Genomic DNA, 26212 nt, shown 5'->3' with positions numbered 1-26212 from the left:
TTAGTCCCCCCACTCGTTATTCATTTGATTTCAATGCATCGATCATATCAATATGCTTCAATTTGAAATGAGTGACGATCATCACGATCACCGTGAATAGAATCGTCAAAGCAGCGGATAGTGTATAAGCAACCCAGGTAATAACTAACGGGAAAATCACTGATTCCATTGAAGCTTGGCGTAAGATAAAGTCGGTCAGCACATAACCGATCCCAAATCCTCCAAAAATCCCTAATAAAGTAAAGATGATATTTTCTCGAACGATGTACATCGTGACTTCTTTATCAAAAAAGCCTAATACTTTGATCGTAGAAAGTTCACGTACTCGTTCAGAGATATTGATATTCGTTAAATTGTATAAAACGATAAACGCCAATAAACCAGATAGAACGACGAAAATGATGACCACTGCATCTAAATTTGAAAGAGATTCTTCTTGGTTCTTGATCTGTGTCGAAATAAAAGAGGTATTAGTAACCGCCCCCGTTTTCAATAATTCTTCTGAGAGTGTATCCTCTTCTTCTTTCGACATCTTTTCTGTTTTGAGTAGATACGCATTGGTTGTCATTGGCTGTCCAGAAATCTCTTCATAGTACGTTGGACTCATATAGACAAAATTACCCAAATAATTTTGCAAAATGACTGCCACCGTTCCATGTAATTTTTGTTGATCGTCATCATACATTTCCACCGTATCACCGACAGATAAATCGAATAATTCGGCCGCTTTACGTGTAATCGCAAGCCCATGATCTGGTAGTTCTACCGATTGATCGTCCGTTGTTTTCAGATGGATGAACGTTTCTAATGCTTGTTCATTTTCTGGTACCATCAATGTCAAACTTTGTGATGCTTGGCCTTTTTTACGTAGTTCAATCGTTTGCGAATCAACCGCTAAACGATCAGTGATCTTCGCTTGATCATCCATTGCATCATTAATTTCTTTTTGACTCGTTTCATCAGTTTGATTGATCGTTACGATCGCTTGATAATCAATGATTGGTCCAAACTGTTTGGCAGAAACCGAGCTAAGCGAATCCTTTAGCCCAACTCCTGCGACCATCAATCCTGCACAACCGGCAATTCCGATGATTGCCATGAACATCCGTGATTTATAACGGAAAAGATTACGATAACTGATTTTTTGGTTGAAGCTTAAACGTGACCAAAGAGGAGTAATGTATTCTAAAAGAATTCTTTTCCCTGGTTTCGGTGCTTTAGGCTGTAACAAAGCAGCTGGTCGTTCGCGTAGATCTTTGAATAGAACTAACATCGCTGCACCAAAAGCAGCAATGAAGAACGCAATAGCTGCTTGGATGATTGGTGGCCAATCATAGAAAATCACCGCACTGCCAATATCATAACGTTCGTTTGAAAGCTCAAAAATGATCCGTGGCAAAAGATTGGTTCCTAATATCGTTCCTAAAATGATTCCGATACCTGAAGCGAGACAAGCATAAATGGCATATTTTTTGGCAATCTCCAATTTACTGTATCCTAAGGCTTTCAATGTACCGATTTCTCGTCTATTTTCTTCTACCATCCGTGTCATCGTGGTAAAAGTGATCAATGCTGCAATAAAGAAGAAAAAGACTGGAAAGACATTTGCGATGGCTGCGATGCGTTCAGCTAGATCGCCAAATTCCTGAAAGCCGACATTTTCCGATCGTTCTTGGAAAAGATAAGTTGGCTTGGCTAATTCATTGATTTTTTCTTCATTCTCCGCAATAGACGCTTCGGCCTCTGTTAGCTCCGCTTCTTTTGTTGTCAATTGTGCTTCTTGTTCTGATAATTGACTTTCTTGTTCCGCTAAAGCACTCAATGCCGGTGTTCGCTGCGGTTCAGGTAACTGCTCCAAGACTTGACGTTGTTGATCAATCTGCGTTCTCGCTGCTTCTAATTGACTTTTCGCATCAGCCACTTGTGATTTTCCGGCTGCGATTTCTTGTTTTGCAGGGGCTAAAGCATCCTTGCCCTCTTGCTTCAGCTGTTCTAAACGTTGCTGCGGTCGCTCTTCAAACAACCCTTCCAGCTTTTCGATGTTTTTTTCCATCTCTTCTTGGTATTCTTCACTGTACGTATTTAAATCGTCGACATTTGCAAAGTCGAGATATAATACGGATTGGATATCTGTTTTAAAATTATCTTGTGGGACATAGGCAAAGTAATCAATACTCCCGTTCCCTACATTTGCAAAACCTCGTTCTAAATTATTGATGAATAACGGCGAGCGGACAAAACCTGTAATCTTGTACGCCGTCTCTTTCAAGTCATCTGATTCAATCGTGTAGGTGTCACCGATGCTGTATCCTTGATTTTTTGCCTTCTCATCTAGTACAAGTTCATCATCCGATTGTGGCAAGCGACCATCGATCACCGTCAACTGATTTTGTTTCATATCTGGAGCGTAAGAGAATACTTGGACAACTTCATTTTTATTGGCATTCGCGTAATATAGTTGTTTGCCCGTTTCAACGGTTACATCTGAGAGTTTTTCTGCTTCTGCAACATCTTCTTTCGTCAATCCTGCTGTCGAAACGATCTGTAGATCAGAGAGTTTACCTGCCCTGACATATTCATCCATCGTTTTTTGCATCACAGGACCAGCTGTCTTGACGCCTACATATAAGAGCGTGCCGAGTAAAATGATCAATATAATCGCGATAAAGCGGCCTTTTGATTGGCGTATTTCACGAAATCCTGCTTTGAGGTAAGTTCTATTTTTCATGGCAAACCTCCTTACCAAACAAGTTCATCGATAGATGAAGGCTGTTCATTCAATTCGACTGCACGGACTTTTGCATCGTTGATATGGATTATTCGGTCAGCAATTGGTGCTAAAGCCGAGTTATGTGTAATGATCAAAACGGTATTGCCATGTTCACGACTAGCATTTTGCAACAATTTCAATACTTGTTTTCCTGTTTCAAAATCCAATGCGCCAGTTGGTTCATCACAAAGTAATAATTTTGGGTTTTTCGCAAGCGCTCGTGCAATCGACACACGTTGTTGTTCGCCCCCTGATAATTGTGATGGGAAATTATTCAACCGGTGCGCAAGCCCAACTTGTGTCAAAACTTCTACAGGATCTAACGCATTTGGCGAAACTTCTGTTGCCAATTCAACATTTTCTTTTGCAGTTAAGTTAGGAACAAGATTATAAAATTGAAAAACAAAGCCAACATCTGTCCGGCGATAAGCCGTTAATTGTTTGTCATTGAATTGAGCAATATCTGTTTCATCAATAATGATCTGTCCCTCATCCGGTGTATCCATCCCACCTAAAATATTCAATACCGTTGATTTCCCTGCTCCACTAGGCCCAAGAATAATCACTAATTCTCCTTTTTCAATGGAAAATGAAATATCGTCATTCGCTGTAATCGTTGTTTCGCCCATCTGGTAACGCTTAAATTCATTTTTTACTTCTACATATTTCATAAAACTTCCACCTTCATTCTCCCGTTTATTTATCTATTTGGTAAATCTCTTATATTTTAACACTGAAATGAAAGGTTGTGAAAAAAACCTTTTCAAAAGAGGTCGTGAAAGGCACGTTCAGCACAGTGGCATAAGAAAGAAAAATAGAAAATGGTTCTTTCATTTTTTATTTTTTGTCTTATGTCCGAAGTGCTGTTCCTTGAACACCGTTTACAAGAGGTCGTGAAAGGCGCGTTCAGCACAGAGGTATAAGAAAGAAAAATAGAAAATGGTTCTTTCATTTTTTATTTTTTGTCTTATGTCCGAAGTGTTGCGCCTTGAACACCGTTTACAAGAGGTCGTGAGAGAAGCGATTAGTACTGAGTAATAAGAGTGGAAAAGCTAAAATGGCTTTTTCATTTTTTGATTTTTTTGGCTTATTTTATTATTGAAGTTTTACTTCTGGAATACCTTTTATTCGGTTCTAGGGTGTGCAAGATGACGAATATCACAGAATCATCATTTACTTCTTTACGTATTCATGGGAAAATGACACTAAGAAAGAGATAGGAGTATAGCAATGGCAAAGAAAAAAGTGACGATCAAAGACGTTGCGAAACATTCAGGCGTATCCATCGCAACTGTCTCACTGATCTTGAATGGCAATGAAGCAAAATTCCATCCAGATACGGTCAAAAAAGTAGTAAAAGCAAGAGACGAATTAGGTTACCAACCCGATTACATTGCACGTCAAATGATCACAAAGAAAACAAAAACCATCGGTGTTCTTGTCCCTGATATCACCAATCCTTTTTTCAATACGTTGATGCAAGGGATCGAAGACTATCTTTACCAACAAAATTTTGTCACGATTCTATGCAATGCAGATTTTGATCATCAAAAAGAAACGGATTATTTACTTGAGTTGACGCAACGTGGTGTCGACGGGTTTATTATTGCCTCTTCGGCTGTCTCAACGAAAGCCCTTCAAGTTTCTTTGAAGAAACAAGGGAAACCATTTATCGTATTAGATCAGAAAAAAGCAGAAGGTTCTAGTGATGCGGTCTTAACAGATGATTATCAAGGTGGGTACTTAGCCGGTGAGCATCTACTAGGCTTAGGTCATCAGGAAGTTGCTTTAGTCTATCCACAACAGACACCTCAAAATGTCCAAAATCGGATAGATGGTTTCTTAGCAGCGTGTAAACATGTGGATCATTCTGAGAAACAGATTCATTGGTTCCCTACTCACTTTTCAAAAAAAGGGGGCTATGAAATCGTTCCTGATTTACTTTCCTCTGCTACTACAGCGATTTTCGCATTGAATGACGAACTAGCTTTTGGTGTATATCGCGGATTAGCGGAGCATGATAAACTCATTCCCGAAGATTATAGCATCATTGGCTATGATAATATTGATATGTGTGAATACATGAAGCCTAAATTAACGACCATTGCTCAACCCATTTTAGAGTTAGGTAAAGCGACTGCTCGTTTACTCTTAGAACGCATCCAACACCCTGATAAATCATGGGAAGAACTTTTATTGCCCGTAGAGTTGATCCAACGTTCCTCAACTCAATCGATCGATCTCTCCGCCCCTCAATAACACGAATATTTGTTGCGAATCAATGATGACTGAACCTGTTATCATTGGTTTTTTAAATAATGCGTTATTTTATATTTTTATTTCTTCCATAAAAAGCCAGCAACCAAGGCTTTTTTTACGTTCGTTATTTAACGAAATGTTTTGAAGAATTGATAAATCTTTGGTAAACTTATAGTAAGTGTACTCATTTCCCCCAAAATTTGTGCCCCCACAAATGAAATAGGGTACATCAAACAATGAATGTTCAAACGAAATGAATAGCTACTTAATACTTTTGTCCAATGTTTATTTGTTTTTTATTCGTGAATCATGATTGAATATATTCACGAAATCAAGCAACTGACAGAACAGATGCAACTTTATTAGTGCAACTGTGGAAAAAGAAAAGGAGTATTTCGTTATGAAGAAAAAAACAGCAATACGCCTACTTGCAGCATCTTGGCTGATTGCTCCAACTTTGTTATCTACACAGCCTGCATTTGCTACAATCAGGCGAACACAGACATCCGAAAGCACGATCGTTGCGGAGTCACCTTCAGCTACGACCGATTCAAGTACTAATGATTCCACGCTATCAAGTTCTTCAACAGATTCTTCCGATAATCCAGAGGAATCAACGGAAGAATCGACCGAAACAGCCACTCGGACGCTATCGATTGCTCGGAATTTACGTGAAAAAATCAAATTGAAGATCGTTGATGAAGAGAAAGAAAAATCTGAGATCAAAACAAGAGAGTACACAGAAGAAGATTTTCTAGAGATTTCTAAGTCTGGCAAAGTCAAAGACTTAAAAGAAGGAACCAAAGTTACATATATGATCACACCTGAAACGAATGAACAATTAGTTTCTGTCAAAATCGAAGGTGCGCAAGAAATCGACTATACCAAACAAATTTTTACAGTCGGCGTGACTGATTTAACGATCTCCGCAAAATTTGAGTCGTCAACTTCCCCTTCTGAACCAATCTCTCCAGAAGAAGAAACGGCGGATTCTTCTGAGCCAACGCCAGTTACTCCAGATATTCCGGATAGTGGTAATAATGGCAATACTGGCAATTCGGGAAATAATGGCAACAACAACGGAAATTCAACTACAGGAAATACGACAAATCCTTCACGACCACCAAGTTCTTCAAATAATAATGGGAATACAAGTGGTTCTACAGGATCAACAAACACTAATCGGCCTCAGACGCCCGATCGAATTGAAAACCCAGCTTCAGAATCATCTGATTTTGTTGTAAAAACACCAATCGAAGCAATTTTACCGGCCAACACAACAAGCACCCAACAAGCACTTGTAAAAGAAGCATATCGCCAGCTAGGAAAACCATATGTTTGGGGTGCCAAAGGTCCTACGACTTTCGATTGTTCTGGTTTGACTTATTACATTTATAAAAAAGTAACTGGCCATTCGATTGGAGGTTGGACAGGGGAACAACAATATGCGGGTACACAAATCCCTGTCGAGAATGCTCAACCAGGCGATCTAGTTTTTTGGGGACCTGCTTCGGGTACTACCCATCATGTAGGTATTTATATTGGTAATGGGAATTACATCCATGCCCCTCAACCGGGTGACCATGTGCGGATCACTTCCATCAAGGATTACAGACCCGACTTTGCCTTACGTGTCAATATAGCTGGTTTACCACGAGCGACAAATTCGTTAGCTAGTTCACCGATTTTAGATGGGATCAACGATTCATTCCATTTCGCACAAAATCAAACAACAGATCAGTTTGTTGAAAAAATCGCTGAAGATGCTCGAGAAATTGGGCAAGAAGAAAATATTTATGCTTCTGTTATGATGGCACAAGCTATTCTAGAAAGTGGTTCTGGCAACAGCTTGCTTTCTCGTTCACCGAACTATAATCTTTTTGGGATCAAGGGCGCTTATAAAGGGAGTAGTATTTCCTTCAACACATTGGAACAAACGGCAGCTGGGCAAAACTATCAAATCCGTGCAGCATTTCGTAAATACCCCTCTTACAAAGAAAGCTTAAAAGACTACGCAGATTTGATCAAAAACGGCTTATCTCATAATGCTGATTTTTATAAACCAACGTGGAAATCTGAGACTAAAGATTACCGAGAAGCAACGAAGTATTTAGAAGGGCGCTATGCGACAGATCGACAATATTCTAGGAAATTGAATGCCATCATTGAAGCCTATGACTTGACGCAATACGACGAACCAAAAGAACAAGAAAAACAGGATTCTGAAACAAATGAGCGAATGGATTCCTTTGTCGTTCCTACTCGTTGGCGAAATTCTTCGTCTACTTCATCTAGAATGACCATTTCGTTATTCAATCAAAGAAACCCTTCACTTCTATATCTATCAGAATTAAGATTTGCTTCTTTCTGGGACCTATGGCATCATTTTTCAGTGAGAGAGATCCCACAGAAACTTTCTGTAACGGTCAGAGAAACCGATCAGCCACTTGCTAGTCGCTTGAACCTTGATCGTGTCTTTCGGATGAAACAATTCTTGAGATAGCAAAAATGGACACTCTATCAAAGAACCAAAACTCAGAAGTTGATGGAATACTTCTGAGTTCTGGTTCTTTTTATGTATCTTACTCCACCTAAATGGGCGCTGGAAAGTTACATTATTGGTTAGAAAAAATATTTGGCAATCTCTGATAACCTTTCTTTCTTTTGAGGATCAATTTGATCAGCCATTTGAAGATTACTGCGTTAAGATCAATCGATGCTTCGGATATCTTGACATAATATCGTTCCTTTGATTGTATACATCGCTGTATCAAAAATTGTTTGAAATGCACCTGAGCGTTGATATTTTTCCTGTAAATATTTTGTTGCACTACTGATTGGCATGACTAAAACGGCATTGAAAATCTTGTTATAGTTGTCATTGCTAATGATGACACACGGTCGTTTTTTTTTGCTAGTCCGTTCTCTTTTGTTGGAACCAAATCTATAAAAATAATATCCCCTTGTTTTACCATTCGATTTTCTCCTCGCCTACATCCTCTCCAAAATCAACGATTTCTGTATCATCACTCGCATGTTCTTCCATCACAACCAACTCATTGTTCCAAAAGTCTTCATAAGCCATAATTGTTTTTTCACTAGTCCCTTTAAGTTCATCTTCAGGCGTGAATTCAAAAATAACTTTCTGATTCTCTTTCAAGCCTAATGTTTGACGCACACTCTTAGGGACAGTGATTTGATTTTTAGATGTCATTTTAGCTGAGACTTGCACTTTTTTATCCATAAGTATTCCTCTCCTTTATTTGATATACAAAAAAAGTATGGCATCCCCCACTTTTTTTGTACACATCTGTTCAGATTTTTCATTTATTTCTTTGATACTTCCTGTAACAGTAATAACAAATAAAAGCGAAGATTGGCAGCAGACTAAAAAAATAAAGTGCTTGGTTCAATGATAACTGTTGCGCCAGGACACCGCCAAGTAATGGAGAAATGAAGGAAGAAAGCCCCATATAAACACTTATAGATAGAAGTTGCCCTGAAGAAAAGATATTTATAGGGGTAATCTCACTGATAATCATTCGACTACCGATAGTAAAAGCTGGAACAGTAAAAAACTGCAAGAAACTGGCAGCAAGCAATACTAACGGCGTTCGTGAAGTTGCATAAATCAAAAATTGCAGGACCAAAAAGAAACCAGAAATAAAAATCAATCGCTCATTTTTCCATTTTGTCACCGAATGATTCAATAAAAGATACGCCGGGATTTCACAGAAAGCTTGAATCGCCCACTTTAATCCCACGAACGTATTTCCACTATCCATTAAGAGTAACTTGTCAATCACGATCGTATTATTGGCGACGATCGTTAAATATAAAAGAAAAAATAGGAACGTATAACATAAAAACTCCCCATTCTTGCACAGCTGATACATATCCGAAAGATTAAATCCCTCATTTTTTTGTTCTTTAGGTTCCTTTGTATCGTGAGGTGTTTGAGGCACTGTTTTTGCGATGTACAAATAATTGATTAGAAAAAAGAGAAAAGGAACGAGCAGCCACTGATAATTATTATTAAAAATGAATACCGGAATACATACACTCATCACACTCCAACCTAAAGAACCTATTGCTTTGATCGACGCAAGGTTGTTTCGCATCTCTGACTCTGATAACACCCAATTATCTAGGACGGTTGCTCCTGTATTGGATAGCCCTCCTGCAATAGCCAGTACGATCAGATGCATTAGCAAGATATCTTTTCCTAACATATAAAAAGTGATTGCAAAGCATACGAATAGTACAGAAACTACCATGGCAACTTTTTTTATCTGCTTGCTTCGGTCAGAATAATAGCCAATAAAGATTTGGAAGATCATCGTGGTCACACTGTAAGAAGCCAAAAACCAGCCTCTCTGGACCGCATCATAGCCTTGTTCGGTCAAAAACGGCACGATCTGTGTCATCAAAGTAGCCATCAACGCATACTGAAAAAAATAGACGAGTTGAAATTTATTCTTTACTGCCATATCTACTTTCAAAATGATCGGCTGAAGAATCTCCTCCAGCCGACCCCTTTCATTTTTATAAGTGATACCTAGTGAAGCTCCGGCCAATAAGGAGCATTGACTTCAAGCATTTCATCAAGGATCTCCTTCGCTACTTTTGCACTAGGTATCGTTTTGTTCATGATGAAGGCTTGCCATAATTTTTGATATGATTTTTGTCCCCAAGCATCGACTGCTAACTTCTCAGATGCAATTTGCTGTTCCATTAAACCTTTTTGGAAAGTAGGGATCTCACCAATCGATAGTACTTCATAACCGTCTTTCCCTACGATACAAGGCAATTCGACCATCGCATCGTGATTGAAATTAGAGATGGCACCATTATTCTCAACGATCAGAATCATGCGCTCTTTTGTATTGAATGTCAACGCGCAAGCTAGATCTGTAATAAATGAGGCATGCTCATTAGAGACAAAAAGCGTGTCTTTAGCTGTTTGGTTATTAATAATCCGCTGGCATTCTTCAAAAACGATTTTCTCCCGTCCATCAATGATTTCATTCGCTCTTGTATACTGTTTATCGGCATGAGCAACCGTTTCATCAGCCATCAAATAATATTTTAGATACGTATTGGATAAAAAGGTCGGCTCAATTTCATGTAACTCTTTGGCTGCTAACATGGTTTCCAACCAGCTTGTTTCTTTGTGTTGGCCTTGTTGTGTTTGTTCTGTATAGCCATATTTTTTTACATGGGTGCTTATTTTCGGCAGCAAGTCATTACCGTCATGGTCTTTGATACTTGTCCACCAACCAAAGTGATTCAAGCCAAAATAAGACGTTTCAAAATCTTTTCGATCCCGTAGCCCAATCACTCGAGCCATGATATCTTCTAAACAAACGGGCATGTCACAAATATTGATGATTTTTGAATTGGGACGAAACCTTCTTGTTGCTTCTGCGACCACTGCTGCTGGATTAGAATAATTCAATAACCAAGCATCCGGTGAATACTTTTCCATATAGTCGACTAGTTCTAAGACTGGCCCGATCGAGCGCAATCCATAAGCAAGTCCCCCTGGTCCGCATGTTTCTTGACCTACAACATTATGCTTAAATGGAATTTTTTCATCTTGTTCCCTCATGGCATATTTTCCAACTCTTAGTTGTGCCATGACGATATCAACATCTGTAAAAGCCTCTTTAGGATCTGTTGAATAATCAAATTCGATTTCTGGCGCTCGTTCTGCGAGGATGATCTCGCATGCTTTTGCTATAACTGCTTGCCTTTGTTCATCATTATCATAAAATTTAATTTTTCTGACTGGAAATCGTTCTCGGTCTTCTATTAACATCATCACTAATGAAGGTGTATATGTGCTCCCTCCACCGGCGATCAAGATTGAACTTTTTTTCTTATTCATAATTATCCTCCTCTTATTTTACGATCAATTCTTCAAATGATTCTCTCACTCTTGGAACAGTTAACCCAACAATGATTTGGATACCACCATTTCCAGGATTGACAAGTCCTGAAGCCCCAGCTTCCTGAAAATCAATAGGACTGGCTACTTTACTTGTATCTTTCACGGTAAGTCGTAACCGTGTGGCACAATTCGTCACATCCAGTACATTCTCTTTTCCACCTACTAACACTAGATAGGCTTGTGCTTGTCTAGCATGTTTAGGTAGGTTTTTCTCTTGTTCATCTTGTTGTGTCTTCTTTTTGTTTTCGTAATCAGCTTTTGAATAAAGTTGTATCTCTGATACATCCTCTTCACGTCCTGGAGTTTTTAAATTGAATTTTTTGATCATGAAGGTAAATACTAAGAACCAGATCGCAGTAAATGTAAGTCCGATCATGATTTGGGTGAGGTAGGTCGAACCATGAAAATTCCAAAGAGGCAACCAATTTAATCCTAACCAATTGATCAATCCACCACCAAAATCACCAACGACGCCGAAAGCGTAAGAAACCGTAGCAATGGACGCATCTAATAGCGCATGGACACCCCATAAAGCTGGAGCAACAAATAAGAACGTAAACTCAATAGGTTCAGTGATTCCCGTCAAAATCGCAGTTAATGCAGCTGGGGCGATCAATGCAATAACTTTCTTCTTTTTCTCTGGATGAGCGGCTTGAATAATGGCTAAGCTTAAGCCGGCTGTTCCAAATACTTTTGACATACCCGATAAAGAAAAACCCCCAAAAGGATAAAGTTCTTTAAGCGAAAGTGCACTTGTTTGGAATTCGCCGATATTTGATGCCCAATAAGCAGCCATCCCCCCTTCAACTACCGCACTATCATAAGCAAATGGGGCGTACACAAAATGATGTAAGCCAGTTGGAATAAGGATTTTCTGTAAAAATTGATAGATGAATACACCAAAATTTCCTGAATTGATAAAAAATCCTTGCATGCTTCTCATTCCTTCTTGGATGATAGGCCATACGACACACATCAAAAGTGCTAGAGGAATCATAACAAAAAAAGCGATCATCGTAACGAAAACAGAACCACTAAAAATCGTCAACATCTCTGGTAATTCTTTTTCATAAAAGCGATTATGCAAATAAACCACAATACCTGAGATCAACAATGCTCCGATCATGCCCGTATCTAAAGTAATGATTCCAGCAATCGATGTTAACCCAGAACCAACGGCTGTTCCTTGAGATAGATCCACGGCGAAAGTATTTGGCCATAACGTTAAAATTGCATTGACGAAATAATTGAAAGCAATATAGGTCACTAATGCTTCCATCGTTGCTCGAGCTGCATATTTTTTAGCTAAACTGATTGGTAATCCGACCACAAATAAAAGCGGTAATTGAAAAAATGGTGTCCAGCCACCGGCTGCTACAACATTCCAGAACTTATACCAGAGTGTATCAGGCGCAGCAATATCTCCCATGATCGTTTGATTGGAAAGAAGTAAAGAAAAACCAATAACGATACCAAAAAAAGAAAATAGCATGACAGGTGCTAACATTGCTCCACCAAATCTTTGAATTTTTTTCATCATAGTTTTTTAGTCCTTCATATTTTTTAGTAAGCGCTTTACCGATTCTTAGTTTACTATTAAAATGGATTCCTGAAACACTTTAAGATGATTTAAAAATTCCTCACAGGAAAAAGGTTTTTGTCACAAAATTTGTGAATCGTCACATCCTATCTTCGAGAATAAAACCAGAGGTCCAGTAGTAGTTAATCAAATAAACGGTACATGAAGGCGTATCTTAATAGTGAGGTGAGAACAAGAAGGACACACGCAATTGGAAAATCCTCCAAGTAAACCAAAGGGTGAGTGAAGGCAGTCTACCAACCAAAAATTGACTGATAAAGAATTGGTTATTGAGTTAGGTAACAAAGATTTAGCAGTTGTATCACCTTGCAAGGTCTATGAAAATAGCAATAAAACTAACAAGATTGAGAAACGTTTCCGTCGATTACAGCGTGAACTCTCTCAAAAATATCAAATGAAAAAGGGGGAAACTGATTTGTCAAAACCTGTAATATCTATAAATTAGAATCGAACATTCAATCGATCCATCAAAAAAATAACCACTATTCGTCAGATCCATATTCACAGATGACCAAACAAGCGTAGTAGAAACATGGTTCTGAAAACTTTAATGATGAGTTCTAACGATTTATAGATTTTTGGCAATGATGAAAACAGATGTTACAAGACCGAATTACGACGTTTCAGTCAAGGTTGACTGAAAATGATTTTCTTATCTGGTCCTATATCACAAATCACAAAAAAAATTCTTTAACAATGTCTATTAACGAACTGGCGAAACAATGCAACGTTTCTCGCACAACAATCATGCGGTTTTGCCAAAAATTAGGGTTTGATGGTTTCTCAGAATTCAAATATCATCTAAAAAATGAACTTACACAGGAAAATGTGCGTCTATCCGAGTTTGAGGAGGAAATCTTGGAAAATCATATCCAAACAATTGAGAACCTCAAGAAAAAAGATTTCACTGATCTATGTACAATGATGGCTAATGCGAATCGGATTTTCATCTATGGATCAGGTGATATACAAACGCTAGTTTCAAGTTATATGAAATTGCTTTTCGTACACAACGGATTGATACTCTATGACTTCGGTGCCGTTTCGATCAACAAACAGTTTTACCAAATCATTCAGCCAGAAGACTTAGTTCTGTTGATCACGCTAAATGGTGAGTCTCCTGAAGTCGTCAAATTAGCGAAGCAACTGAAGCAACGAAATATCCAGACAATTGGTATCACAAAACTTAGGAACTCAACTGTCTCAAAACTTTGTGATGAAACGATTTTCTTCTTGAATCCAGAACTACAAGATCAAGAAGATATCCTTACACCTTTTGAAACAACTTCAACACTTTTTTTCGTGATCGAATATTTTTTGTTGAAATATGATGCTTGGCAAAAACAAACAAATAAAAGTTCCTAAAAAACGCATCTCTTTCGTGCCAATTTGGCTTTTAAAGAGATGCGCTTTTTATGTATTGGGTTCTGTCTCTCTCACTGCCTTTTGATCGAACCGTCCTTTACTCGATCAAGGTAACGGTAATCGCCGAGGTAGTGCCGTAATATCGCATGATCCAGATAAATACTTTTTAGAATAGCGTTGACTTCCCTCTCTAAGTAATCCTTATCAAATTCAAACTTTGAATAAAGATGATCAAAGATCAAACGTTTATTTTTTTCTTTTCTAGGGATTTATTGCAGTTGCCCATCTTTGAAAAATCTAGCCAGTTCACTCATAACCGATATCCTTCCATCGTATCCAGTAATCTTTTCTCTATTTGATCATGCTTCAAGCAAATTTTATCGAAGGCAACAGAAAAAGCGAGAAGGAGTTTTTTCTACAAACCATCTTCTCGCTCTTTATCAAGCTCAACTTATTCTTTTTTGTTCAAAACGATGCCTGTGTACAGCCAAGTAGTTACAACATAGTAGATAAAGTAGAGAACAAAGAATATTGTAAATGGTATCCATAAGTTGTGATATGGATCATCCATCAAAACAGTAAACATTTGAAGTCCAAATAATACATGGATGGCTCCTAGAATCCCTGGTGCTAAGAAGAGAATACCGATTTCTCGACGAATCGATTGTTTTAACAATGCTTGACGAGCACCGATCTTACCGAGCATCTCGTAACGAACGACATCACTCTTGCTACCTGAGAGGATCTTGAACATCAAGCAACTTGCTAACATTGTCAAGAAGGCGATCCCTAAAAAGAAGCCCATGAATTCAAAGCCTGAGAACATACCATTGATCATTTGGTACGCATCATATTTTTGCGTGAAACTAAACATTCCATCTTTTAATGATTCATTATTTTTATTGTTTTCTGCTACCAGATCACCAATTTGTTCAATACTCTCATGGAAATCTTTTGCTTGGATCAGTTGCATACTGGTTTGTGGAAGATTTAATTGAGCAAATTCTTCTGCTGGCAGTAATTTGATTTCTTTTTCTCGTTGTTCTGGCAATTCGTAATAGCGCAACTCATCTTGATAGTTTAAGTTTGTCGCTAATTCTTCTGCGGTTACTTTTTTCGTTTTGACGTTTCTTTCCCCAGTGTTAGGTGTTTGATTTTCCATAATCAAAAATGGATCTTGTTCAAACTCACTATAGTTATAGTACACTGTTTTTTCGTCTTCTTTTTGTTGATAGACCGCGTTGATCGTTGGTGAAAGTTTCGCCACTTTAGATTGATCGATCAATTCTGATTGATTCAATACTAGATCATAATTCGATACTTCATTCGTCAACTGAGTGATCTGGTTTTTAAAGCCTAGACCGACTGTTAATGCACCTAAAGCTAATGCGAGTAACATCGCAACCATTGAAAGCATTTGTGTGTATTCACGAATACGGAAGCTTAACTGTGATAACGTAAAGTTGTTCAGTTTTTTCATCGAAAGATTTTCTGTTTTCTTCAATAGTTTAAGGAAGAAAATGATGACCGAATGGAAAATAAAATACGTTCCTAAAACGATTGTAACTAACGCGACGGCGATTCCCATCAACTGATAGGTTCCGATATTTGCCATCATATAATAACCGACACCGATAAAAATGATTCCTAAAACTACTTCAAGGAAAAACAAGAATTTATGTTGTTTCATCTGCGCAGGTGTTTGATCCGCACGTAGTAAAGTCAAAATTGGTTTTTTGACAATCGAGAATGCATTGACAAACGCTGCTAATAAGAATAGTACGATGAAAAACAGCAAAGTAATCAATAATCCATTCATATTGAACGGTGTAAAATGAGTAATTTTAATATTTAACTGGGCAACTAATAGTCGATGGACGACGCTTGTTAAACCAATACCTAGCGCTGAACCAACCAAAGTAGCGACTGTTCCTACTATCAAGGTCTCAGAGAAAATCATTTGGGCAATTTTCCGGCCTTTTGCTCCTAGCATCATAAACATCGCATAATCTTTTTGTCGCATCGTCATCAAAAATGAGTTGGCATAAAGAATGTAAACAAATGTGATGATCCCCAATAATACCGACCCAAAGCGAAAGATAAAGACTGTCATCGCTAAAGTGGAATTATTGTTCAAAAAATCGGTGTTGCTGGCCATTGACTCGAACATATAAAAGATGGCTGAAGCCATGACTAAACCGGAAAATAGAACAATATAGTCTCTTAACCGACTCTTGATCCCAGTAAGTGATAATTTCCAAAGCATGTTCAGTTTCCCCCTTACTGTTCTAGATTACCTAGAATCGTTAATATTTGACGATAAAAGTCTGAACGACTTTGTTCTCCGCGTTTAACTTCCTGATGGATCACGCCATCTTTAATAAATAAGATTCGTTGACAGTAACTTGCTGAAAAAGCATCATGTGTCACCAACAGAATCGAAACCTTATCATTTGTATTCAATTCTTCCATCGTATCTAATAGGTCTTTCGCACTTTTTGAATCCAACGCACCAGTTGGTTCATCCCCTAATAGAATCGTTGGTTGCGTAACTAGTGCCCGGGCTGCTGCTACCCGTTGTTTTTGTCCACCTGAGATTTTTGCGGGGTAGCTGTCTAATATGTGACTGATTGATAAGCGTTCAGCCACCGCATTGACTTTTTTCTTGATTTCTTTTGGTTTCACGCCTTGTAAAGAAAGCGGAACTGCAATATTTTCTTGTGCAGTCAAGTTCTCTAAAAGATTGAAATCTTGGAAGATAAAGCCGATTTCTTTTGCTCGAAAATCGGCTAACTGATTTCCTTTCAACTTCGTGACATCTGCTTGGTTGATATGGATCGTGCCACTTGTTGGTTTATCTAATGTTGATAAGATATTCAATAAGGTTGATTTACCTGATCCAGAAGCCCCCATGATACCAATGAATTCGCCTTTTTCCACACTAAAACTGATACCGTTCAATGCTTGTGTCTGTTTCTCATTACTTTTTCCGTAAACTTTTGTTACGTTCTTGATTTCTACGATTTTATCCATTATTGACCGTTCCTTTAATTAATTTTTCTTGTGCTGCTGATGGAATGTCTTTTGCCTGTACTTCCTCATAAGACGTCACGCCTTTATTTTTATTCCAAGTCACTTTCAAAAATGCATCTTTTCTTAATGGTCGTTCTTGAAAACCATTGAAGTCCATTGTTTTTTCTTTACCTTCTTTATTAAACCCAGGTAGTTCATAACGATAACTGATGATTTCTTGTCCACCGTCAGCGTGATCCACCTGTTTCTCACCATCCGTTGTGATTTGAACATAGTAGCTTTCACCACCCATGATCAAATGATCTGCTAAACGGTAGCCACCAAAAGCGATGATGATAAATGCTCCCAACCCAATCAATAATTTTTTCATTGTGACTCCTTCTTTCCTGTTCTGATAAATTAAGTATAGTCAAGTATCCGTGAAAATTCCTTTCTTTTTACTATCAAAACTCTTTCATTATTGTCATATGTCCCATAAAAAAAAGAATCTGGAGGTGTAAGCCACTCCAAATTCCTTTTTATTGATTCAAACCGATATTCGTTGGAGAAAGCATTCCACTGACGAATGCTTTCCTCATTCAGCTATTTTTCTTTGTTATTACCTGTATTGATCACTGGTTGTGTGCCTTTATCAGTAATGATCGATACAAGTAGATTGTTGATCAACTGGATCTTTCGATCATCGGTAAAGGTGATATCCTGACCTGCTTCGATTTGTTCCAGAGCCATTTGTGTCATCGTCACTGCGCCTTCAACAATGGTTTGACGGGCAGATAAAATGGCTTTGGCTTGTTGCCGTTGTAACATCGCGCTGGCAATTTCTGTTGCATAAGCCAAGTGATTCAATCTCGTCTCTAAAACTTCGACCCCCGCCACCGATAAACGTTCTTGTAATTCCTTTGCCAATTCATCTGAAATCGCAGTGGTATTTCCACGTAAAGTAAGATCATCCTCGTTGAATGTATCATATGGATATTGACTGGCGATATGACGAATGGCGGTTTCACTTTGGATTTCAACAAATTGATGATAGTTTGCTACATCAAAAAGCGCCTTAGCTGTATCTACTACTTTAAAAACGACGACAGCGGAAATCTCGATTGGATTTCCATCTAAGTCATTGACCTTCAACAGCGAACTATTGAAGTTTCGAACTTTTAACGACAAGTTGATTTTTTGTGCAAAAGGAATCGTTAAGAAAAAACCGCTCTCACGAATCGTTCCGATGTATTGCCCAAAAAAGACGATTGCCTTTGCTTGGTTGGGGCTGACTACTGTCAGTCCGCTGATTGCTAAGAAAACGAGCAACCACAAGAAAATCCCAACAATTGAAAATCCAACTAAAAATCGAGCAACCCCTATGAAAAATAATAAGATTCCTACGACAAACATTAGAAGAATAATAAATAGCCCTATATAGCCATTGATAGTGAAAGCCTTTTTTTCTTTCATTTACTCACTCCTAATTTTCTTGGTTCTATTCTGTTTTTTTACGAATCCTTGCCATGGCTCCTTCTAGTTCCAATTCTTTGTCTTCCGTGATATACCAACCGTTTTCGTGTACGCCACCTGATGCTTCTGGCAAATATTCTAATCGTGTACGGACCCACTGTTTTGTTTCAGTAAAATAGTCTTCTACTAAGATCTCTAGGTCCATACCGGCGGATAATTCAAGATTCTCACGAACCGACTTGAAGACAAATCGCTCACTTGTTTGATCGTATTTTAAAATACCCGTATCGATGATTGGCAGTGAATAATAATCTAATTCTTTTTTCACTTTCAGTAGATGTTTGAACATTTCGTTGTACACTTGTTCAAGTTGTCGACCTTCGGAATTATTTGGATATTGGATCGTTACCCTTTCTTTGTCTGTATCATAATACTTGGTACTCAGTTCTGTTAAAAAATGATGCAATTTCCCTAATTCACTTTTCAATTCTTCCCGCTTGATTTCCTCTGTTTTCATTCAATATTCACCCTATTTTCCCCATATATGTACGTTTTTCCCTTTCCTTATTCTACTATATTATTGAATGATAGGCGATGATATTTCATGTAAAATAAATAAAAAAGCGTATAATTCCTTATTCCATAAAGAATTATACGCTTCTTCAACTATTTATTCGTTATTTAGAAAAAGACAGTCTTGACTGTTCAACGATTAATCATACTCGCCGTAATCTTCATCATCCATCGGAGGCTCGTCATAATCTTCATTCGTCAAGTTCACTTGACTATTATGAGCAGTTACTTTGAGATCTTTGTTTCCTTGATTGTACGTCTTGGTTGTCAAAGATTCATAATTTTTGTTGATATAAGAATCCCCTTCTAATGTCACAGCTAATCCTTGCTCTTGGTTGTTATAAAAATCAATACTACTATTATGAAGTGTGACTTCGCCTTTGATTGATTTTTCGTTATCGTTAAAAATGATACTGCCATCACTTGTAGCTAATTTGACTTTATCTATCGAAAACTCCTGTAAATCTAGTGAGCCCATTTGATTTTCAACAGTAAGAAGTTCCCCACTTACTTCATTGATCGACGTCCAAGTATTTGCTAAATTCAAGTTGATTTTCTTACTACTGAATTCATCTAAAAACAATTCATTGTTTTTCCCTTCAATCACTAATTCTTTTAAGAAAATGGTTTTAGGGATCGTGATCTTCAACATCGAACGTGTGTCTGTCATATTGATCATCACTGCCGGTGTTTGACCATCAGCTGAAATATCCAATGTGTGATCTTCCAGATTGATTTTTGGTTTTTGCGTTTTGTCATGAGACGTTTCAACCTCAAAGTTCACGCCTCGTTGGATCATGATATTTTGGTGATCTGCTCGTACAACGATTTTTTCAATTTTTTCAGACGAAAAATCTTTTGTTTCACGAGTCATTTCTATTATTCTTGGACCACCTTCCCAAGTCAGACTCGTTTGGGCACCAGAGGCATAACTTAATCCTGCCGTCAAGCCACCGATGATCATCAGTCCTAAACCTATCCCCAAGATATATTTTAATTTCATTTTTTACACCCCACTATTCGTCGTATGGATCGCTCGTTTCGTAATAAACCGGCGTCCTACCCACTTGACAAAGTTCATCATCATTTGGAATAACCATTTAGTTCCTTTTAACAGTAATGGTGCAAAGAAGACAGCACCTCCTGTGGCAAGTAACCCTAGTCCTACAAAGAACAGCCCACTAGCAATCGATTGTTGCAAGACAGCAACACCTGAAATGATCGAAAATAAACCTGCTCCTAAAATACTGATACATACGACATAGATTCCAATGATCACGCCAATTAAGCCAAGCAGAATACCAAAAATCGCTAGAATAAACGCTAATGCTAAAGGAATCAATAAAGGTGATGCACACAACCCAATGACGATCATCCAAATCAAACGGATTTTCCGTTTAGGACTTTGGCTGTATTCTGATTCATCGTCGTCTTGTTCCGAGTAATAATTGATTTTCAGTTTCAGGGCAAATTGCTTTGGCGAGCCATATTCATCCACGACTTCTTCTACTGTTTTGCCAGAATCCAAGAAGTATTCTTCATAATACTGAATAATATCAAAGCGATCATCTTCAGGTATTTCTTGAAGTTCGTCCAACACATCATCTAAATATTCATTCATTCGTATTCTCCTCCAGTAATCGGTTTAAGGAATCTCGAAACACGATCCATTTATCAATGATTTCTTCTAAATGTTGACGTCCTTTCGGAGTTAAGCGGTAATATCGGCGATTTCTACCTTCGAATGGTTCGTCGTATGTTTCTAAGTATTCTTCTTTTTTTAATCTGCGTAAAACAGGATACATCGTTGATTCACTGACAGATAAACTTTCTTGGACGATCTTCGTTAATGCGTAACCGTACATGTCTTCTCTGCTTAAAGCTGCTAAAACCGTACCATCGAGTAAAACTGTTGGGACTTGGATATGCATTACTTCACCTTCTTTATAGTTTGCAATATTTTATATTTACCAATATTATATCACGTATAATATTGTTTGCAAGTAAAATTCACAATCATACCCACTAATTACTTCAATATTCGCGAAAACAACGCTAAGTATCATAAAAATTCTGCTTACAAAAAAGGAACAAAGACCGTAATGATTTCTGGTCTTTGTTCCTTTTGAATACTTTCTTATTATCCTCTTACCTACAACAAAGTAAACACGATAAAACTTAATACAAAACCTAGAAAAACGGCAAGAGAGAAACGGATCACTTCTTTTTTATTCCTACTCAACCACGTTTCATTCATCTTTTGTTCCACTCCATTCTAAAATAGTCAGTTGCTAATTTGGATAAACAGAGGTGACATGATTGTATTGCTGTGCATGTTTATTGGCAGCAGAAACAGCTGTACTAGCAAATAGATGCCACTCACTATTATACCCGCATGTATGGCATTTCCAATAATAACCGATACCACGATCGGTTTGTTTTTCATCCTCTGCACTTGAACTTGCCACAAGTGTACTTAAGACCGAATCCTGTTGCAATAATACTGTGGGAGTACCATGAGAATGAGTTGTTTCCTCTGCAATGGCTATGGGATTGGCTCCGCTCAGTCCAACACTTAACGTCAAAAGTCCGAGCAATAAAACTACTTGTTTTTTCATTTTCTATCATTCCTCCAATAACGGTTATTAGAAAAATATACGAATACTCTCTTATGTACGACATGACTTCGTACACTTTTCCATCTTTATATTACTTGAAAAATACACCTTAGAACGATTAAATCAGAAGTGGCGTTTTTTTCTTTGTTTTTGTTGGTTTATTGCTCCTATAGATCATTAACTGTTCATTTCCCTGGATCTTATTCCACCGGATAAGTTAGCGACGTGTTTTCTTTGTCTAATTGAATGATGACAGTCGTACCTACTTTTGAGATACTGTTATAACTGATTTTTCCATGATGCAACTCAACGATTTTTTTGACTAGTGATAAGCCCAGCCCGTTCCCAGAAAATTGACGGCTGGATTCCCCTTGATAAAATTTCTCAAAGAGTCGTGCTTGTGTTTCTTGATCCATTCCCACGCCAGAATCTGTCACTTCAACGATTACTTGAGTGGCATTTTGTGTTAGGCGAATCTTGATTTTCCCTTGTGGTTGATTGTACTTGATGGCATTGTCCATGAGATTCAGCCAGACTTGATATAGAAATTCTTCATTACCGACAAAGTTGACACTTTCCAGATCGATCTCCAGTTGAAGGTGTTCTTGCTCCCATTTAGGTTGTAAAAAAACAATCACTTCACGAATCTGTTCATCTAAACGAAAAGGGCGCTTTTCTAATTTGATTCGCTGATTTTCTAATTTATTCAATTTCAGTGTGTTCTCTGTCAATTGCGAAAGCTGAGTGATGCTCTCAATGATCCGTTGCAAGAAAACCTGCTTTTCTTCTTCTGAAATGTTAGGCGCCTGCAATAACTGGACGTATCCTTGGATCGTGGCAAGAGGCGTCTTAAATTCATGAGAAACATTGGAAACAAAGTCATTTCGTAACGTTTCGATACTACTCAATTCTTGGACCATCACGTTGAAATCTTTATATAGTTGCTGCACCTCTTCGACTTTTTGTTGCTCATCCATCCGAATCGAAAAATCGCCAGTTGCTACTTTGCTCATATTGGTTCGTAAATCACTGATCGGCAGCAAGATCCGCCGACCGACAAAGATCGAGATCCCTGTGCCCACCATCATACTAAATCCTGCAAAAACGACTAAAGGAAACCATGTCGCTTGTTGCTCTGAAGCAGGGACTGTTTTGTGTGACAGCAAGAAAATAAAACCTAAGAAACACAACAAAGTAACTAAAATGGAAATAAACACAATGCAAGCAAAATAAATCCATAATTGTGAAAAGATTTTTTTACGCATCAAATCACCGCCTTATAGCCTAAGCCACGAACTGTTATGATCTGAAAATCATCATTTTCAATAAAACGCGTGCGTAATCGTTTGATATGCACATCAATCGTCCGTTCTTCCGTATTGGTATCCAACCCCCATATATCATCCATTAATTGTTGTCGTGTAAAAATCTTATTTGGATAAGAAAGTAGTTTGTACAATAATTGAAATTCTTTTTGTGGAAGTAAGATGGCTTGATCCTGCTTGATCACTTCATATGTTTCTTGGTTCAAGCTAGTTTGTCCAATGTTCAATTGATGGCTATGATTGATTTTCGCTCGCCGTAACAAGGCCTCTACCCGCAACACCATTTCATTGACATCTACTGGTTTCGTCATATAGTCATCCGTTCCCAGTTGAAACCCCTTCTTTTTATCTTCAAAATCTGCTTTCGCTGTGATGATCAACACAGGTGTTTCTACGCGACTGCTTCGTAAAGTTTCCAACAGTTCATACCCATCCATCACAGGCATCATAATATCTGTGATGATCACATCCACTTGAGTACTCTCTAATTGCTTCAAAGCTTCGGTCCCATTTGCGACTGCGAAAACCAAAAAACCAGCGCGTTCTAAAACGGATTGATAAAGTTGTTGCAAACGCTCATCATCTTCTACTAGTAATATTCGATTCATCATTTCTCCTCATGTAATTATTTGAAAAATTTCAGTTTTTTTTCTGATTGTTCATATTCAGTTAACATTCATTCATTATACTACGTTCGTTGTTCTGTTATACTTATTAGTATAACGAATATTTCAAACGGAAAGAAGGGTGACAATGTTACAATTAAAAGAGATAAAGAAATATTATAAAGTTGGTGAAACAACGACAAAAGCATTAGACGGCGTATCCGTCGCTTTTAGAAAAAAAGAATTTGTAGCCATTTTAGGCCCAAGTGGATCTGGTAAAACAACCATGTTGAACGTGATCGGCGGCTTGGATAATTATGACTCTGGCGATATGGTCATCAACGGGAAGTCCACAAAAGATTTTAAAGACAGCGATTGGGATGCTTATCGTAATAATTCCATCGGTTTTGTTTTCCAAAGTTATAACTTGATCGGGCATTTAGGAATCATTGAAAATGTTGAACTTGGCATGACATTAAGTGGTGTCTCTAAAGATGAAAAACGGAAAAAAGCGGAGGAATCATTGCGTCGTGTTGGATTGACCGACCACATGCACAAAAAACCCAATCAATTATCTGGTGGACAAATGCAACGTGTCGCAATTGCACGTGCTTTAGCCAATGACCCTGACATCCTTTTATGTGATGAGCCAACCGGTGCTTTAGACACAGAAACAAGTGTCCAAATCATGAAGTTGATTGAAGAACTATCCAATGAGAAACTAGTGATCATGGTCACACATAACCCTGAGTTGGCACATGAATATGCCGATCGGATCATTGAGTTCTCAGATGGAAAAATCGTTTCTGATTCTAATCCACATATCGAACGTCCAAAAGATGATCAATTTAATCTACGTCGGACAAAGATGAGCTTTTGGACCGCATTAAAATTATCTTTCAATAATATTCGCACAAAAAAAGGCCGGACATTTTTGACTTCCTTTGCTTCAAGTATCGGGATTATTGGGATTGCGATCGTATTAGCCCTATCTACAGGATTCCAAAAACAAATTGATCAAACACAGTCAGAAACGATGGCTCGTTTTCCAATTACGATTTCCAAAGTCACCACTAGTCCTCCTTCTGAATCGGATGGCTTGAGTTCCAACACAGCCGAATATCCAGATACAAAAACTGTTACCGCAAAAATCAGCGATGAAGACCGTGCACAACATACGAATAATATTGACCAAGAATATGTTGATTATGTAACGAGTATCGATCCTGATTTAAGTAATAATATTGGTTTTACCCGCACGACTGGTATCAATTTATTAAGAGATGTTGACGGCAAAGTACAGCCTGTTAGCTTTTCGAATCAAAACCCAGATACTGAATCACTGTCCTTCTCAAGTGCGATGTCTTCCATGACTGGCGTAGGTGTTTCTAGTTTCCCAACACAACTAGACGACCAAAAAGACAATTTCTTAGAATCAAATTACTCATTACTTTCTGGTAGTTATCCGACCTCTGCAAATGATGTCGTATTGATCGTGGATGGTAATAACAATACCAACATCAATGCGTTGAAAAATTTAGGCTTTGATGTGAAAGACGGCGAAACGCTTGATTTTGACAAGATCGTCGGAACAACTTTCAAATTAGTGAACAATGATACGTACTATACAAAATTACCGACAGGAAACTTCATTCCTAATACGGATTACCAAGCGATGTACGAAGATGCCTCCAGAGAGGTTAAGATTTCTGGTATTCTACGGGTCAAATCTTCTTCTACGATGAATCTGTTATCTCCGGGTATTGCTTACAGCGACCAATTGACAACAGAAATCGTCAATGAAAACAAAAATTCTGAAATCGTTCAAGCGCAAAAAGACAGCGATATGAACGTATTGACGACCGAAAAAGTAGATGACTCAGCAAAACAAACGCTGATCAGCTATTTAGGTGGAGACAGCTTACCTTCAAGCATCATGATCTATCCAAATAATTTTGGCGATAAAGAAGAGATTCTAAACTATTTAGATGAATTCAACAAAGGAAAATCAGATGAAGATAAAATCATCTATTCTGATTTAGCTGGAACAATGACCGAATTGACTGGTGGATTGATGGATGCCATCACGTATGTCCTGATTGCTTTTGCTGGTATTTCACTTGTAACAAGTATGATCATGATCAGCATCATCACTTATACTTCTGTGATCGAACGGACGAAGGAAATCGGTGTCTTGAAAGCATTAGGTGCGCGTAAGAAAGATATCACGCGGGTATTCGATGCAGAGACTTGTATCTTAGGGATTTCTTCTGGTTTATTAGGGGTCTTGATTGCTTGGCTAGCGACTTTCCCAATCAATAGTCTCTTGTACAATATGACTGATTTAGAAAATGTTGCTCAACTAAATCCTGTACACGCCTTGATTTTGATTGTTGTATCAACGATCTTAACGATGTTAGGCGGACACATCCCAGCTCGTATGGCAGCGAAGAAAGATGCAGCGATTGCTTTAAGAGCAGAATAGTAAAATATAATAGAAAAAAACACAGTTGGTTTTGATATCACTTGTCAAAACCAATTGTGTTTTTGCTTTATTCTTTTGTTCGTACTATGTAGCTCGCGGTTTCTAAAAATGGCCTATATATCTACATATCAAATGAAATAAGTTGATTCTTCCTAAGATAAATTGATTCTCAAC

General features: G+C 38.0%; 24 protein-coding genes and 1 pseudogene. 5 read left to right on the top strand and 20 right to left on the bottom strand.

The features are described 5' to 3' along the window. Positions 1–16 precede the first annotated feature (16 nt). The gene (locus ACH0AK_RS02515; RefSeq protein WP_226077162.1) at positions 17–2728 is read right to left on the bottom strand and encodes an ABC transporter permease; all 2712 of its coding nucleotides are present in this window, start codon (positions 2726–2728) and stop codon (positions 17–19) included. A gap of 11 nt (positions 2729–2739) precedes the next feature. After that, positions 2740–3441, bottom strand: coding sequence for an ABC transporter ATP-binding protein (locus ACH0AK_RS02510; protein WP_347081975.1), 702 nt, complete (start codon positions 3439–3441; stop codon positions 2740–2742). Between the two features lie 559 nt (positions 3442–4000). Between ACH0AK_RS02510 and rbsR the strand changes: the two genes are divergently transcribed. Beyond that, positions 4001–5029: a ribose utilization transcriptional repressor RbsR gene (gene rbsR / locus ACH0AK_RS02505; protein ID WP_023519081.1), complete on the top strand. Its 1029-nt coding sequence runs from the start codon at positions 4001–4003 to the stop codon at positions 5027–5029. Between the two features lie 400 nt (positions 5030–5429). After that, positions 5430–7532: a glucosaminidase domain-containing protein gene (locus ACH0AK_RS02500; RefSeq protein ID WP_499796712.1), complete on the top strand. Its 2103-nt coding sequence runs from the start codon at positions 5430–5432 to the stop codon at positions 7530–7532. A gap of 206 nt (positions 7533–7738) precedes the next feature. Here ACH0AK_RS02500 and ACH0AK_RS02495 read toward each other — a convergent pair whose 3' ends face one another. From ACH0AK_RS02495 to ACH0AK_RS02470, 6 genes are all read right to left on the bottom strand, one after another. Beyond that, the gene (locus ACH0AK_RS02495; RefSeq protein ID WP_230469334.1) at positions 7739–7918 is read right to left on the bottom strand and encodes a putative type II toxin-antitoxin system PemK/MazF family toxin; all 180 of its coding nucleotides are present in this window, start codon (positions 7916–7918) and stop codon (positions 7739–7741) included. Continuing rightward, positions 7876–8004, bottom strand: coding sequence for a hypothetical protein (locus ACH0AK_RS02490; RefSeq protein ID WP_010736358.1), 129 nt, complete (start codon positions 8002–8004; stop codon positions 7876–7878). Before ACH0AK_RS02490 ends, ACH0AK_RS02495 begins: the two co-directional genes overlap by 43 nt. Next, on the bottom strand, positions 7998–8273 hold the full coding sequence (locus ACH0AK_RS02485) for an AbrB/MazE/SpoVT family DNA-binding domain-containing protein (protein WP_023519079.1): 276 nt from the start codon (positions 8271–8273) through the stop codon (positions 7998–8000). The genes ACH0AK_RS02490 and ACH0AK_RS02485 overlap by 7 nt, the downstream gene beginning before the upstream one ends. 79 nt (positions 8274–8352) lie before the next feature. Beyond that, the gene (locus ACH0AK_RS02480; RefSeq protein WP_347083946.1) at positions 8353–9519 is read right to left on the bottom strand and encodes an MFS transporter; all 1167 of its coding nucleotides are present in this window, start codon (positions 9517–9519) and stop codon (positions 8353–8355) included. A gap of 68 nt (positions 9520–9587) precedes the next feature. After that, positions 9588–10919, bottom strand: coding sequence for a 6-phospho-alpha-glucosidase (locus ACH0AK_RS02475; protein ID WP_347081981.1), 1332 nt, complete (start codon positions 10917–10919; stop codon positions 9588–9590). A gap of 13 nt (positions 10920–10932) precedes the next feature. After that, entirely contained in the window at positions 10933–12522 is a 1590-nt protein-coding gene (locus ACH0AK_RS02470) for an alpha-glucoside-specific PTS transporter subunit IIBC (protein WP_023519076.1), read from the bottom strand. A gap of 657 nt (positions 12523–13179) precedes the next feature. On the opposite strand from ACH0AK_RS02470, the pseudogene ACH0AK_RS02465 reads away from it, so the two are divergent. Together ACH0AK_RS02465 and ACH0AK_RS02460 are read left to right on the top strand one after the other, a co-directional pair. Beyond that, positions 13180–13392, top strand: a pseudogene (locus ACH0AK_RS02465) (MurR/RpiR family transcriptional regulator); the annotation flags it as partial. A 48-nt stretch (positions 13393–13440) separates the two neighbouring features. Next, the gene (locus ACH0AK_RS02460; protein WP_023519074.1) at positions 13441–13947 is read left to right on the top strand and encodes a MurR/RpiR family transcriptional regulator; all 507 of its coding nucleotides are present in this window, start codon (positions 13441–13443) and stop codon (positions 13945–13947) included. Positions 13948–14018: 71 nt separating this feature from the next. Here the strand turns inward: ACH0AK_RS02460 and ACH0AK_RS02455 are convergent, their stop codons facing one another. The 12 genes from ACH0AK_RS02455 to ACH0AK_RS02400 form a co-directional block, all read right to left on the bottom strand. Further along, positions 14019–14189 carry a DUF2087 domain-containing protein gene (locus ACH0AK_RS02455; RefSeq protein WP_228760894.1) on the bottom strand — a complete coding sequence of 57 codons (171 nt, stop codon included), beginning with the start codon at positions 14187–14189 and terminating at the stop codon, positions 14019–14021. A 209-nt stretch (positions 14190–14398) separates the two neighbouring features. Continuing rightward, complete coding sequence (locus ACH0AK_RS02450; protein ID WP_071866601.1) at positions 14399–16213, bottom strand: FtsX-like permease family protein; 1815 nt, start codon at positions 16211–16213, stop codon at positions 14399–14401. A 14-nt stretch (positions 16214–16227) separates the two neighbouring features. Beyond that, the gene (locus ACH0AK_RS02445) at positions 16228–16980 is read right to left on the bottom strand and encodes an ABC transporter ATP-binding protein (RefSeq protein WP_023519072.1); all 753 of its coding nucleotides are present in this window, start codon (positions 16978–16980) and stop codon (positions 16228–16230) included. Further along, positions 16973–17350 (bottom strand): YxeA family protein, encoded by a 378-nt coding sequence (locus tag ACH0AK_RS02440; protein WP_347081985.1) that lies wholly within the window; start codon positions 17348–17350, stop codon positions 16973–16975. The genes ACH0AK_RS02445 and ACH0AK_RS02440 overlap by 8 nt, the downstream gene beginning before the upstream one ends. A gap of 212 nt (positions 17351–17562) precedes the next feature. Further along, positions 17563–18432, bottom strand: coding sequence for an SPFH domain-containing protein (locus ACH0AK_RS02435; protein WP_023519071.1), 870 nt, complete (start codon positions 18430–18432; stop codon positions 17563–17565). Between the two features lie 25 nt (positions 18433–18457). Continuing rightward, positions 18458–18949: a DUF5348 domain-containing protein gene (locus ACH0AK_RS02430; RefSeq protein ID WP_010736368.1), complete on the bottom strand. Its 492-nt coding sequence runs from the start codon at positions 18947–18949 to the stop codon at positions 18458–18460. A gap of 195 nt (positions 18950–19144) precedes the next feature. After that, positions 19145–20008 (bottom strand): DUF4097 family beta strand repeat-containing protein, encoded by an 864-nt coding sequence (locus tag ACH0AK_RS02425; protein ID WP_023519070.1) that lies wholly within the window; start codon positions 20006–20008, stop codon positions 19145–19147. 3 nt (positions 20009–20011) lie between these two features. Then, complete coding sequence (locus ACH0AK_RS02420) at positions 20012–20626, bottom strand: DUF1700 domain-containing protein (RefSeq protein WP_010736370.1); 615 nt, start codon at positions 20624–20626, stop codon at positions 20012–20014. Then, positions 20619–20936, bottom strand: a complete 318-nt coding sequence (locus ACH0AK_RS02415; RefSeq protein ID WP_010736371.1) for a PadR family transcriptional regulator — start codon at positions 20934–20936, stop codon at positions 20619–20621. Before ACH0AK_RS02415 ends, ACH0AK_RS02420 begins: the two co-directional genes overlap by 8 nt. A 360-nt stretch (positions 20937–21296) precedes the next feature. Continuing rightward, positions 21297–21623 carry a hypothetical protein gene (locus ACH0AK_RS02410; RefSeq protein WP_023519069.1) on the bottom strand — a complete coding sequence of 109 codons (327 nt, stop codon included), beginning with the start codon at positions 21621–21623 and terminating at the stop codon, positions 21297–21299. A gap of 200 nt (positions 21624–21823) precedes the next feature. Beyond that, complete coding sequence (locus ACH0AK_RS02405; RefSeq protein WP_010736373.1) at positions 21824–22888, bottom strand: HAMP domain-containing sensor histidine kinase; 1065 nt, start codon at positions 22886–22888, stop codon at positions 21824–21826. Beyond that, positions 22888–23556 (bottom strand): response regulator transcription factor, encoded by a 669-nt coding sequence (locus ACH0AK_RS02400; protein WP_010736374.1) that lies wholly within the window; start codon positions 23554–23556, stop codon positions 22888–22890. Before ACH0AK_RS02400 ends, ACH0AK_RS02405 begins: the two co-directional genes overlap by 1 nt. A gap of 145 nt (positions 23557–23701) precedes the next feature. On the opposite strand from ACH0AK_RS02400, the gene ACH0AK_RS02395 reads away from it, so the two are divergent. Further along, entirely contained in the window at positions 23702–26038 is a 2337-nt protein-coding gene (locus tag ACH0AK_RS02395; RefSeq protein ID WP_023519067.1) for an ABC transporter ATP-binding protein/permease, read from the top strand. Positions 26039–26212 lie beyond the last annotated feature (174 nt).

Source organism: Enterococcus pernyi (genome assembly GCF_045371165.1).
In the GTDB taxonomy this organism is placed as follows: domain Bacteria; phylum Bacillota; class Bacilli; order Lactobacillales; family Enterococcaceae; genus Enterococcus_B; species Enterococcus_B pernyi.
The sequence above is the reverse complement of the archived record's forward strand: the minus strand, read 5'-3'. Positions and strand labels throughout refer to the sequence as shown.

What these genes read in the sequence shown, in the direction of transcription:
- ACH0AK_RS02515 (WP_226077162.1), bottom strand. Translation starts at nt 2,728, where the DNA reads ATGAAAAATAGAACTTACCTCAAAGCAGGATTTCGTGAAATACGCCAA.
- ACH0AK_RS02510 (WP_347081975.1), bottom strand. Translation starts at nt 3,441, where the DNA reads ATGAAATATGTAGAAGTAAAAAATGAATTTAAGCGTTACCAGATGGGC.
- rbsR (WP_023519081.1), top strand. Translation starts at nt 4,001, where the DNA reads ATGGCAAAGAAAAAAGTGACGATCAAAGACGTTGCGAAACATTCAGGC.
- ACH0AK_RS02500 (WP_499796712.1), top strand. Translation starts at nt 5,430, where the DNA reads ATGAAGAAAAAAACAGCAATACGCCTACTTGCAGCATCTTGGCTGATT.
- ACH0AK_RS02490 (WP_010736358.1), bottom strand. Translation starts at nt 8,004, where the DNA reads ATGGTAAAACAAGGGGATATTATTTTTATAGATTTGGTTCCAACAAAA.
- ACH0AK_RS02485 (WP_023519079.1), bottom strand. Translation starts at nt 8,273, where the DNA reads ATGGATAAAAAAGTGCAAGTCTCAGCTAAAATGACATCTAAAAATCAA.
- ACH0AK_RS02480 (WP_347083946.1), bottom strand. Translation starts at nt 9,519, where the DNA reads ATGGCAGTAAAGAATAAATTTCAACTCGTCTATTTTTTTCAGTATGCG.
- ACH0AK_RS02475 (WP_347081981.1), bottom strand. Translation starts at nt 10,919, where the DNA reads ATGAATAAGAAAAAAAGTTCAATCTTGATCGCCGGTGGAGGGAGCACA.
- ACH0AK_RS02470 (WP_023519076.1), bottom strand. Translation starts at nt 12,522, where the DNA reads ATGATGAAAAAAATTCAAAGATTTGGTGGAGCAATGTTAGCACCTGTC.
- ACH0AK_RS02450 (WP_071866601.1), bottom strand. Translation starts at nt 16,213, where the DNA reads ATGCTTTGGAAATTATCACTTACTGGGATCAAGAGTCGGTTAAGAGAC.
- ACH0AK_RS02445 (WP_023519072.1), bottom strand. Translation starts at nt 16,980, where the DNA reads ATGGATAAAATCGTAGAAATCAAGAACGTAACAAAAGTTTACGGAAAA.
- ACH0AK_RS02440 (WP_347081985.1), bottom strand. Translation starts at nt 17,350, where the DNA reads ATGAAAAAATTATTGATTGGGTTGGGAGCATTTATCATCATCGCTTTT.
- ACH0AK_RS02435 (WP_023519071.1), bottom strand. Translation starts at nt 18,432, where the DNA reads ATGAAAGAAAAAAAGGCTTTCACTATCAATGGCTATATAGGGCTATTT.
- ACH0AK_RS02430 (WP_010736368.1), bottom strand. Translation starts at nt 18,949, where the DNA reads ATGAAAACAGAGGAAATCAAGCGGGAAGAATTGAAAAGTGAATTAGGG.
- ACH0AK_RS02425 (WP_023519070.1), bottom strand. Translation starts at nt 20,008, where the DNA reads ATGAAATTAAAATATATCTTGGGGATAGGTTTAGGACTGATGATCATC.
- ACH0AK_RS02420 (WP_010736370.1), bottom strand. Translation starts at nt 20,626, where the DNA reads ATGAATGAATATTTAGATGATGTGTTGGACGAACTTCAAGAAATACCT.
- ACH0AK_RS02415 (WP_010736371.1), bottom strand. Translation starts at nt 20,936, where the DNA reads ATGCATATCCAAGTCCCAACAGTTTTACTCGATGGTACGGTTTTAGCA.
- ACH0AK_RS02410 (WP_023519069.1), bottom strand. Translation starts at nt 21,623, where the DNA reads ATGAAAAAACAAGTAGTTTTATTGCTCGGACTTTTGACGTTAAGTGTT.
- ACH0AK_RS02405 (WP_010736373.1), bottom strand. Translation starts at nt 22,888, where the DNA reads ATGCGTAAAAAAATCTTTTCACAATTATGGATTTATTTTGCTTGCATT.
- ACH0AK_RS02400 (WP_010736374.1), bottom strand. Translation starts at nt 23,556, where the DNA reads ATGAATCGAATATTACTAGTAGAAGATGATGAGCGTTTGCAACAACTT.
- ACH0AK_RS02395 (WP_023519067.1), top strand. Translation starts at nt 23,702, where the DNA reads ATGTTACAATTAAAAGAGATAAAGAAATATTATAAAGTTGGTGAAACA.